The organism is Nocardia yamanashiensis (assembly GCF_021183565.1).
In the GTDB taxonomy this organism is placed as follows: Bacteria; Actinomycetota; Actinomycetes; order Mycobacteriales; family Mycobacteriaceae; genus Nocardia; species Nocardia yamanashiensis.
In genome coordinates, this window is sequence record NZ_CP089226.1 from 5,165,895 (window position 1) to 5,179,503 (window position 13,609).

Sequence of the window (13,609 nt, forward strand, 5' to 3'; positions counted from 1 at the left end):
AGCAAAAGTTCGCTAAATCCGCTCGTAGCGACTGCTTGCAGGTCGCTCGAAACGGTCCGCCCGGGAGGATCTTTCGACCCTCCCGGACCGATCGCTCTTACTGCGCCAGGTCGTCGACCGTCGCAGCCTCGTTGCGGGACAGGTTGATACCCAGGTTCGCCGCGGCACGCTCGAGGTCTTCGTCATCGCCGTCGCGCATCTCGATGGCGGCGCCGTCGGAGGACAGCACCTCCACGTTCAGGCACAGCGACTGAAGTTCCTTGAGCAGAACCTTGAACGACTCCGGAATACCCGGCTCCGGAATGTTCTCGCCCTTGACGATGGCCTCGTACACCTTCACGCGGCCGACCACGTCGTCCGACTTGATGGTGAGGAGCTCCTGCAGGGTGTAGGCCGCGCCGTACGCCTGCATGGCCCAGCATTCCATTTCGCCGAAACGCTGACCACCGAACTGCGCCTTACCACCCAGCGGCTGCTGCGTGATCATCGAGTACGGACCGGTCGAACGCGCGTGGATCTTGTCGTCGACCAGGTGGTGCAGCTTCAGGATGTACATGTAGCCGACCGAGACCGGGTACGGGAACGGCTCGCCGGAGCGGCCGTCCAGCAGGATGGCCTTGCCGTCGTCGTTGATCATCTTGTCGCCGTCGCGGTTCGGCAGCGTCGAGCCCAGCAGGCCGGTCAGCTCTTCCTCGCGGGCGCCGTCGAACACCGGGGTGGCGATGTTCGTGTCAGCGGGCTGACCGATCATCTCCTCCGGCAGGTTGCGGGCCCAGTCGGGAGTGCCCTCGACCTGCCAGCCGGTCTTGGCGATGTAACCCAGATGGGTTTCCAGCACCTGACCGATGTTCATACGACGCGGCACACCGTGGGTGTTCAGGATGATGTCGACCGGGGTGCCGTCCGGCAGGAAGGGCATATCTTCCTGCGGCAGGATCTTGCCGATGACGCCCTTGTTGCCGTGGCGGCCGGCGAGCTTGTCGCCGTCCTGGATCTTGCGCTTCTGGGCCACGTAGACGCGGACCAGCTCGTTGACGCCCGGGGGCAGATCGTCGTCGTCGTCACGCGAGAACACGCGCACGCCGATGACCTTGCCGGACTCACCGTGGGGCACCTTGAGCGAGGTGTCGCGGACTTCGCGCGCCTTCTCACCGAAGATGGCGCGCAGCAGGCGCTCTTCGGGGGTCAGCTCGGTCTCGCCCTTCGGGGTGACCTTGCCGACCAGGATGTCGCCGTCACGGACCTCCGCGCCGATTCGCACGATGCCGCGCTCGTCCAGGTCCGCCAGGACCTCGTCGGAGACGTTCGGGATGTCCCGGGTGATCTCCTCGGCGCCGAGCTTGGTGTCGCGCGCGTCGATCTCGTGCTCTTCGATGTGGATCGAGGTGAGCACGTCGTCTTCCACGAGGCGCTGCGACAGGATGATCGCGTCCTCGTAGTTGTGGCCTTCCCACGGCATGATCGCCACGAGCAGGTTCTTGCCGAGCGCCATCTCACCGTTCTCGGTGCAGGGGCCGTCGGCGAGCACGTGCCCGGCCTCCACGCGCATGCCCTCGTCCACGATCGGACGCTGGTTGGCGCAGGTGCCCTGGTTGGAGCGCTCGAACTTGCGCAGGCGGTACGAGCGACGGGTGCCGTCGTCGTGCATGACGGTGATGAAGTCGGCCGAAACCTCTTCCACCACACCGGCCTTGGCGTTCACGACCACGTCGCCGGCGTCGACGGCGGCGCGCAGCTCCATACCGGTGCCGACCAGCGGCGACTCGGAACGGATCAGCGGCACGGCCTGACGCTGCATGTTCGCGCCCATGAGGGCACGGTTGGCGTCGTCGTGCTCGAGGAACGGGATCATGGCGGTCGCGACCGACACCATCTGGCGCGGCGAGACGTCCATGTAGGTGACCTCGTTGCGGGCCACGTATTCCATTTCCTCATCGCCGCGGCGTGCGAGCACGCGCTCTTCGATGAAGTTGCCGTCCAGGTCGACCGGCGAGTTGGCCTGGGCGCGGACCTCGCGGTCCTCCTCGTCGGCGGTGAGGTAGCGGACCTCGTCGGTGACGCGGCCGTTCTCGACCTTGCGGTACGGGGTCTCGATGAAACCGAACGGGTTGACCCGCGCGTAGACCGAGAGCGAGCCGATCAGGCCGATGTTCGGGCCTTCCGGGGTCTCGATCGGGCACATGCGGCCGTAGTGCGACGGGTGGACGTCTCGGACTTCCAGGCCGGCGCGCACACGGGACAGACCACCCGGGCCCAGCGCCGACAGACGACGCTTGTGGGTCAGACCCGAGAGCGGGTTGTTCTGGTCCATGAACTGCGACAGCTGGGAGGTTCCGAAGAACTCCTTGATCGCGGCCACGACGGGACGGATGTTGATCAGGGTCTGCGGCGTGATGGCCTCGACGTCCTGGGTGGTCATGCGCTCACGCACGACGCGCTCCATACGCGAGAGGCCGACCCGGATCTGGTTCTGGATCAGCTCGCCCACGGTGCGCAGACGACGGTTGCCGAAGTGGTCGATGTCGTCGACGTTGACCGGCACCTCGACGCCGCCGGGCACGGTCATCAAGCGATCGCCCTGGTGCAGACGGACCAGGTACTCGATGGTGGCGACGATGTCTTCCTTGGTCAGCACCGAACCCTGAACGGGCACACCGGCATTGACGCCCAGCTTCTTGTTGACCTTGTAGCGGCCGACGCGGGCCAGGTCGTAGCGCTTCTCCTTGAAGAACAGGTTCTCCAGCAGGGTCTGCGCGGACTCCTTGGTCGGCGGCTCGCCCGGACGCAGCTTGCGGTAGATGTCGAGCAGCGCCTCGTCCTGGCCCGGAGTGCTGTCCTTCTCCAGGGTGGACATCATGATCTCGGAGAAACCGAAACGCTCGGTGATCTCCTCGGCGGTCAGGCCGAGCGCCTTCAGCAGCACGGTGACCGGCTGGCGGCGCTTGCGGTCGATACGCACGCCGACGGTGTCGCGCTTGTCGACGTCGAATTCCAGCCACGCGCCGCGCGACGGGATGACGCGCACGGAGTGCAGCGTCTTCTCGGTGGACTTGTCGATCGAGCTGTCGAAGTACACACCGGGCGAACGGACCAGCTGCGAGACGACCACGCGCTCGGTGCCGTTGATGATGAACGTGCCCTTGTCGGTCATCATCGGGAAATCACCCATGAAGACCGTCTGAGACTTGATCTCACCGGTGTTGTTGTTGATGAACTCCGCGGTGACGAAGAGCGGCGCCGCGTAGGTCATGTCCTTGTCCTTGCACTCCTCGATGGAGGCCTTGACCTCTTCGAAGCGCGGATCGGAGAAGGACAGCGACATGGAGCCCGAGAAGTCCTCGATCGGGGAGAGCTCTTCGAGCACCTCCTCGAGGCCGCCGACGGGATTGACGTCGCCGCGCGCGGCAGCACGCTCACGCCAGTCCGCTGAGCCGACCAGCCAGGCGAAAGATTCGGTTTGTAGATCGAGAAGACCGGGAACCTCCAGAGGTTCACGAATCTTCGCGAAAGACACCCGCTTCGGGGCTCCGGGAATACCGGCCTTGGTCTGGGTGGAGACTGCCAAGATGCGTCCTTCCAGCACCTAACGCGCGTCGCGTGGTGGTCCGCGACCGTCGCTTGTCTGCTACGAATTCCGCTGGTTACGACCCGAACGAAACCCGAACAGCAAACAGCGGAAGTAACACCGGAAGGTGGAACTTTCGTCGTAGCGATCGAGGTGTGGACAGGAGGCAGCCAGCGCAACGTCCAAAATTACACCCATACCCCAGGGGGTGTCAAAGTACCACCGCTCGCGTCACCTGCAATGACCGGCGCGCCGGGTGTTATGTGGCGGATTTCACACCGTAATCCGACGCGATCCCGGGGTCCGCTGGCTGCGCTTCCCAGTCCTCGTCGGCGTCCGGTCCCCTGTGACAGCCGCCGCTGTTGTGAATAGCGTGACGGCTGGAGCGAAACTCGTCAAGTGGCGGCACGAGTTGACAAAACGCGAGATCGCCTGTCTCCCTGCAAGATCACCTGCGGACGCCGCGAAATGCCCTCGTACCGGGCACGACGGCGACTACTTGTCGGCGATCTCCGAGGCCAGCCACTTGCCGTCGACCTTCTGCATGCGCAGCACGATCGGGCCCGAGGCGAGGGCCTGGGGGCTGCCGTTCTTGACGGCGGAAATGTTCAGGTTGACCAGCAGTTCGGCGCGATCATCGGTGAGCAGGGTGACGCCCAGCGGGTCGGTGGTGACCTGGGTGTCGGTCGAGGTCTGCTTGATCACGTCCAGGCCGGTGTCGGCGTACTTGTCCAGGTCGGCCAGCATCTGGCCGGTGAGGACCGTGCGCGCGGTGTCCTTGAACTTGTCGATGTCCTTGGCCTTGTAGCCGTAGAGGGTCGTGAGGGCGTGCTGGGCGGCCGCTTTGACCTCATCGGTGGCCGAGTTGTCGACGTAGGCCAGATTGCCGTCGTCGACGCCGGGCCGCAGGAAGCCGACGATCGCCAGCGCGGCCAGCGCGACCGCGGCGATACCGCAGCCGATCGCCACCCGCCAGGTCTGCCAGAAGCTTGCGGAGGACGCCGCGGACTTGGGCCGCGGCGCGGGGCGCGCGGTGTCCTTCGACATCCGGATCTTCGCGCCCTTGCCCGCGGGAGCCGCCGGCTCGGCCGGCCGGGCCGCCGGGCGGGCGGTGTTCCCGCCGACGCGACCGGAGCTGCGCTGGGCGGCCGGACGGCGCTGGGAGGTGACGCGATTGACGGGTCGTTTGTTGGCCATGGATCGCTCCCTCCTAGTTACCGGGGGCCGGGGCGGCGGTGGTGGACGGCGCCGGGGTGGCGGGCGCGCCGTTCTGCTGTAGCGCGCCGGAGTCCAATTGCACCGGGTTGCCGAGGTTCTGGGCCTTCTCGGCCTTCCAGACGTCGCCGACCTTCACCATGTCCAGCGACCAGGACTGCCGGAAGGCGGCGGGCTGGCCGCCGGGCCAGCTGCGGTTGATGCGCAGCACCACATAGGCCGAGGCGTGATCGAGTTCGCTGTTGAGCGCGGTCAGGGTGGCGCCCTCGACGGTCGACTGCATATTCGTCTTGGCCTCGGTGACCTGCTGTTTCAGCGATTCCAGATCCTTGGTCTGCTCGTCGTGGAGCTGACCGGTGGTGGAGGAGATCATGTTCTGCAGCGAGCCGTCGACATTGTTCGGGTCGAACGTCATCAGGTTGATGGCGGCCTGCCGGGCATCGGTGAGCGCGGCGTCGCGGGCCTGGGCGCGCGGGCGATCGTGCATGAGCCCGCCCACGATCCAGGTACCGCCGAACCAGGCCGCGGCCACGGCGGCCACCACGGCCACCGCGATCGCGCCGATGGTCACGGCCTGCTTGACGCTCGGATCCACCGCGCCCGGCTGGGGCGCGGGACGCTCTGCCCGCTCCTTCTTTCCCGGCGCGGCGGCGACCGGCTCGGTCGCTACCTCGTCGGAGGACTGTTGCGGTGACGGCGGTTCCGGCTCGGCCGGAGCCTGGGCATCGGGTGCGGCGGCTGCGGGTTCGCTCGCGGGTGCCGTCGTCTCCGCCGGCCGCTCCGGGTTCTCCCCCAGTTCGCTGTCCTTTTGCTGGCTCACGCCGCCACCATACTGTCCTTTCCGCGCGGTAACGCTCGGGCTGCGGGCATCATCACTTGGGGGTGACGCCCATGAGGGTCGCCAGCTGGGTGGCGACGGGGTTCAGATTGAGCTTCTCCGGGTCGTACTTCGGCTTGTCGTCCCACGGCTGCGGCACCGACGGGTCGGCCAGCTCGGCGCGCGCCCCGCCGCGGACGGCGGTCTCACTGCCTTGCGGCACAGCGCATTTGGCCTCGGTATTGAACGGGAAATCGTCGCGCGAATCGTCGAAGTTGGGATTGCGCGCCTTCTCCTGCGCCAGGATCGCCTGCGTCCCTTCGTAACCCACCGTGCACGCGGGCGGGTTGTTGGTTTCCAGCACCAGGCCGAAGTGGGTGGTGCCGTCACCGGGGGCGGTGGCGGAGGCGCCGATGGACAGCAGCGGCAGCATCTGCAGCACCGGTCCGAGCGCGTAGAACTTCGGCGATACGGTGAGCAGCAGGGTGCGCAGGTTGGACAGGTCCTCGGTCAGGGCCGGTCCGCTCTCCTGCAGCAGGCGCTGGATCTGATCGCCGGCCTCGGTGGAGGTGCCGATCAGCCGCCGGATGTCCGGGTCGCTGGAGCGCAGCTGCGCGGTCAGCTTGTCCAGGCCGTCGCTGAAGGTGCGGATGGACGAGGACTGTTCGGACTGGGTGTTCAGCGCGGTCCGCGCATTGCGGATCAAAGCCAATGTCTGCGGCAGGTTCTCGATGCCGGTCTGGGTGAACTTGTTGAGCGAGTCCACCAGCACCTTGAGATTGTCGCCCTGCCCGTTGAACGCCTTGCCGAGCTCGGTGACGGTGGTACTGAGCGCCGCCAGGTCGGTGGTGGCCACGAAGTGGTCGACGCTGGCGAGCAGGTCCTCCACCGGGATCGGCAGCGTGGCGCCGACGATCACCGAGCCTTCCTTCAGATACGGCGAGCTGTTGCTGTCGGGCACCAGATCCACGTACTGCTCACCGATGGCGGATCGATTGGCCACCACGGCTTTCGCGCTCGCGGGCACCTTGGGTGCGCCGGAGTCCATGTCCAAGGTGACGACCACGCCGTCGGAGGAGATCTCCAGATCCCCGACCCGGCCGACGGGCACGCCGCGGTAGGTGACCTCCGCGCCCTTGGACAGATTGGCGGTCTGCGGCATCTGCACCTTCACGTGGTACAGGCCGAAGCCGAGCATATTGTCCAGCCGCACGTACTTGGCGCCGACGAAGGCGACGCCCAGCACGGCGATGACAGCGAAGGCGATCAGCTGGTTGCGTACCAATTTGCTCATCGCGGGGCCACTCCCAGCTGCTGGAGGATGGAGCCGAGCGGATCGGTCGGGCCGATGCCGGCCGCCGGCGCGACCACCGTATTGGGCAGCGGCAGCAGCGAAATGGTGGGCCAGCCGCCGCGCGGGCCGTTGCCGTTGTAGTACGGGTTGCTCGGATCCACGTTCACCTGCCGGCCGTTCGGCGGTAGGTACACCGGATTCGGTTTGCCCACACCGAGATTCGACAGCAGGGTGCCGATCTCCAGATCCACCGACAGCCAGGTGTTGACCTGCCCGCCGAACGCCGACTTGATCGATTCGTCCGGGAACGGATAGGTCGGAACCAGCGGGAACGCGGTCACCAGGTCATCGGCCGACTTGCCGAGCTCCTGCAGCGTGGGCCGCAGCGAGGACAGATCGGTGATCAGGTTGTCCTTGGAGTGGTTCAGCACGTCGAAACCGGCCTGCCCCACCCGATCCAGCTGCGAGAGCAGCGCGATGAGTTCCGGCCGCTGCTCGTTCAGGATCTTGATGCCCTCGGGCAGTTCGTCCAGGATTCCGGCGATCTTGCCGGTCTGCTGCCCGACTCGGCTGCTCAGCTTGTCGAGACCGTCCAGCGCCCGGGTGATGTCCTCGACCTGCTTGTTCAGCCCGTCGATCAGGGTGTTGGTCTGCTCCAGCAGCGACCGCACCTTGTCGGTGCGCCCGTCCAGGGTCTTGTTCAGCTCGGTCACGATGGGCTGCAATTGCGCCACCCCACCGCCGTTGAGCAGCAGCGACAGCGCGCCCAGCACCTGTTCGGTCTCGGTCGCGGTGCGGGTGTTCTCGACCTTGATGGTCGACCCGTCCTTCAGCTTCTCCGGCGACGGATCGTGCGACGGCGCGGACAGTTCGATGAACTTCTCACCGAGCAAGTTGGTCTGCTTCACCTCGGCGCGGGCATTGGCCGGCAGGTTCACATCGCGATTGACGATGGTCTTGACCTCAGCCGTCCAGCCGTCCGGGGTGAGCTCGATCTTGTCGACCCGCCCGACCGGCACGCCGTCCACCTTCACGGTCGACTGCGGCACCAGGTCCAGCACATCCGAGAACTGCACATTGATGTGCATGGGATCGCCGCCCACGTTCGGCCCGCCGGGCAGCGGAATGCTGTAAGCCCCGTTGCCGCAGGCGGTGGCCAGCAGGGTCACCGCGCCCAGCGAGGCCCCGACCGCGACGGTGCGAATGCGCTTGGCGCTCATCGCTGTCCACCTTCCTGCTGCGACGGCGCTTCCTGATTGGAGGGCGTGCCCGGCACCGAGCCCGGCACCGCGTTGCGCTGGATGTTGTCACCGCTGAGGATGCCGAACGGCAGCACCAGCGACGGCGTCTTCACGCCCGCGGTGAGCTGACCGGTGATGGTGGTGCAGGCGTCCAGGATGGGCCGCATCTGCGCCGAGATGGCATCGAACTTGGGATCGCCCGGCCGCAGCTTGCCCAGGTCCAGCATCTTGCAGATGACGCCGAACGGGTCCTGCAGATCGGTGAAGTTGGGCCGCATGTCCAGCGTGCCGGTCTCACCGTTGTGCACGTTGATCAGGTTGCTCAGCGCGGTCGGGATCAGCGGCAGCGCCTTGGCCAGGTCCTCGCGCTGATCGGCGAGGGTCTTGGTGAGCTTGGTCAGCGCTTCCGCGTTGGACTGCACCAGGTCCCGGTTGTTGTCGATGAACCGCGCCACGTCGCCGAGCGCCACCGACAGCAGGCTCAGCGCATCGCCCAGATTGCGCCGCTCGTCGGACAGGAAGCCCGACAGCGAGGCCAGCTGGGTATTGAATTCCCGCACCTGGCTGTCGTTCTCGGCCAGCATGCGCACGAATTCGTTGAGGTTCTTCACCGTGTCGAAGATGTCCGTGCGCGAATCCGACAGCGCCTTGGCGGCTTTGGAGAGCTGGGTGAAGCTGTTGCCGAGCGCGTCGCCGTTGCCGGCCAGATTGGCCGAGGAGGTGCGCACCAGTTCGTTCAACGCGCCGTCCTTGTTGGCGCCGTTGGGGCCGAGCGCGTCGGAGAGTTCCGCGATGCTCTTGTAGAGCCGGTCCACCTCGACGGGCGTGGCGGTGCGGTCCTTGGGGATGGTGGCCTCGCGCCCCATCTTCGGGCCGCCCTTGTACGCCGGGGCAAGCTGGATGTACCGGTCGGACACCACGGACGGGGTGATCTGCGCGGCCTTGGCGTCGGCGGGGATGTCGTAGCGACGATCCACGTTCATGACGACCTTGACCTGTTCGCCCTCGGGCGTCACTTCCTTGACCGAGCCGACCGGCACGCCGAGCACCCGGACGTCCGAGCCCTCGTAGATGCCGACCGACTTGTCGAAGTAGGCGGTGATGGTGGTGGTGTTGAACTTGCCGAAGCCCCACCAGGCCAGCCCGCCGGCCAGTACGGCCAGGGCCACCACCGCGGCGGTGATCTTGCTCTTCCGGCTCGACGCCCGCAGAGCGGTCAAAGGGTTCTTCGCCACGATCAGCCTCCCATCTTGCGGATCGGCGCACGGTCGCCCGGAATCTCCGGCAGCGCGGGCGGAATCAGGTTGGTGATCACCGCGTCGAACCAGCGGCCGGTGCCCAGCACGTTCGCGTACAGCCCGTAGAACGGGGCCGCGAGCGTCAGCGTCTTGGAGATATCGGCCTGATGGTCGTTGAGGATCTCGATGGTCTTCTGCAGGTTGGTCAGCGCCGGGCCGATCTGCTCCTCGTTGTCGGCCACCAGCGCGGTCAGTTCGGCCGCAATGGTTTTCGCGCCGGTGAGCAGCTGCGAGATGGCCGACTGCCGCACGTTCAGCTCGGCCAGCAGCTGTCCGCCGTTGGCCAGCAGCCGCTCGAATTCGGCATTGCGATCGGCGAGCACCTTGGAGGTCTTCTTGGTGGCGGCGAACAGCTGCTTGAGCTGATCGTCACGCTTGGCCAGGGACTCCGAGAGCCGCGCCACGCCGTCGATGGAGCCGCGCAGTTCCTGCGGGGTGCCCGAGAACGCCTGCGACAGCACCTGGAAGGACTGCGCCAGCTGTTCGGTATTGGTCTCCTCGACATTGCGGGCGGCATCGCTGAAGGCGTCCACCACATCGTAGGGAGACACGGTGCGCGACAACGGAATCGCCTTCGAGGGATCCGCGGCGTGCGCGCCCTTGGGGTCGAGCGCCAGGTACTTCTGCCCGAGCAGGGTCTTGATCTGGATGGAGGCGGTGGTCTCGTCGCCGATCCAGGCGTCCTGGGTGCGGAAGTCGACGAGCACCTTGTCCCCGTCCAGGCTCACGTCCTGCACGGTGCCGACCTTGACGCCGGCGATGCGCACCTCGTTGCCCTTCTTCAGCCCGGCGGCCTCGGAGAACTCGGCGGTGTACTTGGTGCCCGCGCCGATGATCGGCAGCTTGTCGAGGCTGAACGCGGACACGGTCACCAGCAGCACCATGAGCAGGCCGATGCCGCCCATGAATGCCGGACTGCGCTTGCCCAGCACAATGCGGTCGTCCATCTAGCGGCCTCCCTTCCCGTGGCAGCGCGGAGCCGGGTTCGTGTAGATCGGCTGATTGATCGTCGGCATGTTCGCCACCGCCGCGGGCAGATTCAGGCCCTGCGCGTCCGGCAGGCCCGGTCCGGCGACGATGTCGATACCGCAGAGGTAGAACTGGAACCAGGAACCGTAGGAGGCGGCGCGACCGAGCTTGTCCATCTTGATGGGCAGGTTGGTCAGGCCCTCGTCGACCTCGTCCTTGCGGCTGTTGAGCGTGCCGGTCAGCTGGTTCAGCCCGGCGATGGCGCCCTGCAGGTTCGGCCGCACCGGCACCAGCAGGTCCGCGGTCGCCGAGGCCAGATTGCCCAGCGAGCTGACGGCCGAGCCGATGGTGCCGCGTTCGGCGTTCAGCCCGGTGATCAGCGCCTCGGTGTTCACGATGAGCTGGTCGAGCTGCCCGTCGCGGGCGTTGATGGCATCGAGCACCGCGTTCAGGTTCTTGATGACCTCGCCGATCACCGCGTCCTTGTCGGCGATCTTGTTGGTCAGCGAGGCGGTGTTCCGCACCAGCTCGGTGATGGTCCCCGACTCGCCCTGGAACACCTGAATGATGTTGTAGGACAGCTTGTTCACATCGTCCGGGGTCAGCGTCTGGAACAGCGGCCGGAACCCGTTGAAGAGCTCGGTCAGGTTCAGCGCCGGCGTGGTGCGCTCCAGCGGGATGGTGGCGCCCTTGGTGATCTTGCGACCCTGCTGGCCGGTGCCCTGCTCCAGCGCGATGTAGCGCTGGCCCACCAGGTTCCGGTACTTGATGGTCGCCGTGGTCGAGGCGGGCAGCCAATCGCGGTCCGTGATCTCGAATTCCACATTGGCCAGGCGCTTGTCCACGATCGAAACCTTGGACACCTTGCCCACCCGCACACCCGCGATGCGCACTTCGTCACCCGGGTTCAGCGAGGTCACATCGGTGAAGCGCGCATTGAACTTGGTCCCGCCGCCACCGTAGTTCGCGATGGTCAGCGCGAGCACCGTGGTGGCGGCGACCGTCACCAGGATGAACGCGATCAATTTGGTCAGCGTGCCGCCGAGGCCGCGCAGCATGTCCTTCATCGAACGCTCACCTCACTGCCGCGGAAGGCCGGAGCCGCAATCTTGGTGATCCAGCTCGGCACCTGCTGCGGCGAAACACCGTGCGCCGCGCCGTAGATGGTGCCCAGGGTCTGCTGCTCCTGCTTCGATCCGGCGGTGGTCACGTCGTACGGGCCGTACATCCGGTACTGCGGCGACGGCTGCAGGCCGATGGCCTGATCGCCGGGGGTGCGGCTGGGCGGCTGGTAGGAGCCGTCATTGGCCGAGCCGTTGGTGTACTGGCCGGGATCGACATTGAGCGGGTACTCCGGAATGCACATGGCCCCACGCGGATCGAACCAGCGCGGCTCGTCCTGATTGGGCACGTACCGGCCGCGCGGATTGACGATCTCGACGGTCACGCGCGAGCCGGGCAGATCGGTGCCCTTGCCGAACAGTTCGTCGATGCGCGGCTTCATCTGCGCGAAGTTCTTCAGCGCGCAGGTGTAGCCGGGCGAGTACTTGGCCAGCGCTTCGAGCGCGGGCCGCGAATCCGCCGCCACGTCGATGATGTTGTCGCGGTTGGTCAGCAGGAAGTCGGCCAGCGTCGCCGAGCTCGGGGTGAGCACCGCGAGCATGGTGTCGATCTGCGAACGCTTCTGCACGATGGTGGCATTGGTGGTGCGCAGATTGTCCAGCGCGTCCACCAGCTGCGGCGCGGCATCGCTGTAGGTCTCGGCGACGTCCGCGAACAGCCGCAGATCCTCCTGCAGCGTCGGCAGTTCGGTGTTCACCTGCTTGAAGATCTCGTCCAGGCGCTCCACCGTCTTGCCGAGCTCCTCGCCCTGGCCCTGCAGCGCCTGCGAGAGCGCGCCCAGGGTGGAGGACAGGTACTGCGGCGGGATCGCCTGCAGCAGCGGCAGAATGTGGTCGAGCAGCTGGCTGACCTCGATGGCATTGCCGGTGGTGTCCTGATGCAGGGTCGCGCCCTCGGTCAGGTGCCCGCTCGGGTTCTCCGGCCACACCAGATCGATGTAGCGCTCACCGAACAGCGTCTTGGGCAGCAGTCGCGCCGTCACGTTGGCCGGGATCTGATCGGCCTTGGCCGGATCGATGGCCAGGTCCAGCGTGACGTTCTTGCCGTCGTACGAACTCGACCGCAGCTCACCGACATTCACCCCGCGCACCTTCACGTCCGCATTGCGGGTGAGGGCGTTGCCGACGGTGTCGGTGATCAGGTTGACCCGGACGGTGTCCACGAACTGCTTGTTGTAGATGGCGATGGTGGTCCACAGGAACAGCGCCACCACCACGAAGAACAGCACGCCGAGGGTACGGCTGCGCAGCTTCTCGGTCTTGCGCCAGAACTGCACGCGCTCCGGATTGCTCATCCCGCCACCCGCACCGTCGTCGTGGTGCCCCAGATGGCCAGGGAGAGGAAGAAATCGAGCACGTTGATCAGCACGATGGCGGCGCGCACCGCGCGGCCCACGGCCACGCCGACGCCCGCCGGACCGCCACTGGCATTGAAGCCGTAGTAGCAGTGCACCAGGATGATTACGAATGCGAAGACCAGCACCTTGAGGAACGAATAGACGACGTCTTCAGGTGGCAGGAAAAGCTGGAAATAGTGGTCGTAGGAACCACTGGATTGACCGTTGAAATAGATACTGATCAATCGTGAGGCCACATACGTGCCGAGCAGGCCGACCACGTACAGCGGAATGACGGCGACGAATCCGGCGATGACGCGGCTGGTGACCAGGAACGGCACCGACGGCACCGCCATCACCTCGAGGGCGTCGATCTCCTCGGAAATACGCATGGCGCCCAGCTGCGCGGTGAAACCACAACCGACCGTCGCCGAAAGGGCCAGCGCCGCAACCAGGGGCGCCAGCTCACGGGTGTTGATGTAGCCGGTCAGGAAGCCGGTGAGCACACCGGAACCCAGCGCGTCCAGGGCCTTGAAGCCCTGCAGGCCGACCACCACGCCGACCGAGGCCGACATGAACACGATCACGCCGATGGTGCCGCCGATGACCGCCAATGCGCCCGAACCGAAAGTCACTTCGGCCAGCAGCCGCATGACTTCCTTGCGGTAATGCACGACGGTGCGCGGAATCCAGGCGATGGCCCGCGAATAGAACGACATCTGATCGCCGGCTTTGTCGACCAGGTGCACCGG

At 66.3% G+C, this 13,609-nt stretch carries 10 protein-coding genes; all 10 read right to left on the minus strand.

Annotation, left to right across the window (positions count from 1 at the left end; genetic code table 11):
- Positions 1 to 97 precede the first annotated feature (97 nt).
- Positions 98 to 3,583: a DNA-directed RNA polymerase subunit beta gene (gene rpoB / locus LTV02_RS24205; RefSeq protein ID WP_233034069.1), complete on the minus strand. Its 3,486-nt coding sequence runs from the start codon at positions 3,581 to 3,583 to the stop codon at positions 98 to 100.
- A gap of 477 nt (positions 3,584 to 4,060) precedes the next feature.
- Entirely contained in the window at positions 4,061 to 4,762 is a 702-nt protein-coding gene (locus LTV02_RS24210) for a hypothetical protein (RefSeq protein WP_233034071.1), read from the minus strand.
- Positions 4,763 to 4,775: 13 nt separating this feature from the next.
- Positions 4,776 to 5,600, minus strand: a complete 825-nt coding sequence (locus tag LTV02_RS24215) for a hypothetical protein (RefSeq protein ID WP_233034073.1) — start codon at positions 5,598 to 5,600, stop codon at positions 4,776 to 4,778.
- Between the two features lie 52 nt (positions 5,601 to 5,652).
- On the minus strand, positions 5,653 to 6,891 hold the full coding sequence (locus LTV02_RS24220) for an MCE family protein (protein ID WP_067716476.1): 1,239 nt from the start codon (positions 6,889 to 6,891) through the stop codon (positions 5,653 to 5,655).
- Positions 6,888 to 8,111 carry an MCE family protein gene (locus LTV02_RS24225; RefSeq protein ID WP_233034075.1) on the minus strand — a complete coding sequence of 408 codons (1,224 nt, stop codon included), beginning with the start codon at positions 8,109 to 8,111 and terminating at the stop codon, positions 6,888 to 6,890. Before LTV02_RS24225 ends, LTV02_RS24220 begins: the two co-directional genes overlap by 4 nt.
- Positions 8,108 to 9,367 carry an MCE family protein gene (locus tag LTV02_RS24230; protein ID WP_408639256.1) on the minus strand — a complete coding sequence of 420 codons (1,260 nt, stop codon included), beginning with the start codon at positions 9,365 to 9,367 and terminating at the stop codon, positions 8,108 to 8,110. Before LTV02_RS24230 ends, LTV02_RS24225 begins: the two co-directional genes overlap by 4 nt.
- 2 nt (positions 9,368 to 9,369) lie before the next feature.
- Positions 9,370 to 10,377: an MCE family protein gene (locus LTV02_RS24235; protein ID WP_067716481.1), complete on the minus strand. Its 1,008-nt coding sequence runs from the start codon at positions 10,375 to 10,377 to the stop codon at positions 9,370 to 9,372.
- Complete coding sequence (locus tag LTV02_RS24240; protein ID WP_233034077.1) at positions 10,378 to 11,466, minus strand: MCE family protein; 1,089 nt, start codon at positions 11,464 to 11,466, stop codon at positions 10,378 to 10,380.
- Positions 11,463 to 12,815, minus strand: a complete 1,353-nt coding sequence (locus tag LTV02_RS24245; RefSeq protein WP_233034081.1) for an MCE family protein — start codon at positions 12,813 to 12,815, stop codon at positions 11,463 to 11,465. Before LTV02_RS24245 ends, LTV02_RS24240 begins: the two co-directional genes overlap by 4 nt.
- Positions 12,812 to 13,576, minus strand: a complete 765-nt coding sequence (locus LTV02_RS24250; protein ID WP_233041687.1) for an ABC transporter permease — start codon at positions 13,574 to 13,576, stop codon at positions 12,812 to 12,814. Before LTV02_RS24250 ends, LTV02_RS24245 begins: the two co-directional genes overlap by 4 nt.
- Positions 13,577 to 13,609: the final 33 nt, after the last annotated feature.

Coding starts and splice junctions, on each gene's coding strand:
- LTV02_RS24240 (WP_233034077.1), bottom strand. CDS start 11,466: ATGAAGGACATGCTGCGCGGCCTCGGCGGCACGCTGACCAAATTGATC.
- LTV02_RS24250 (WP_233041687.1), bottom strand. CDS start 13,576: ATGTCGTTCTATTCGCGGGCCATCGCCTGGATTCCGCGCACCGTCGTG.
- LTV02_RS24245 (WP_233034081.1), bottom strand. CDS start 12,815: ATGAGCAATCCGGAGCGCGTGCAGTTCTGGCGCAAGACCGAGAAGCTG.
- LTV02_RS24210 (WP_233034071.1), bottom strand. CDS start 4,762: ATGGCCAACAAACGACCCGTCAATCGCGTCACCTCCCAGCGCCGTCCG.
- LTV02_RS24235 (WP_067716481.1), bottom strand. CDS start 10,377: ATGGACGACCGCATTGTGCTGGGCAAGCGCAGTCCGGCATTCATGGGC.
- LTV02_RS24225 (WP_233034075.1), bottom strand. CDS start 8,111: ATGAGCGCCAAGCGCATTCGCACCGTCGCGGTCGGGGCCTCGCTGGGC.
- LTV02_RS24220 (WP_067716476.1), bottom strand. CDS start 6,891: ATGAGCAAATTGGTACGCAACCAGCTGATCGCCTTCGCTGTCATCGCC.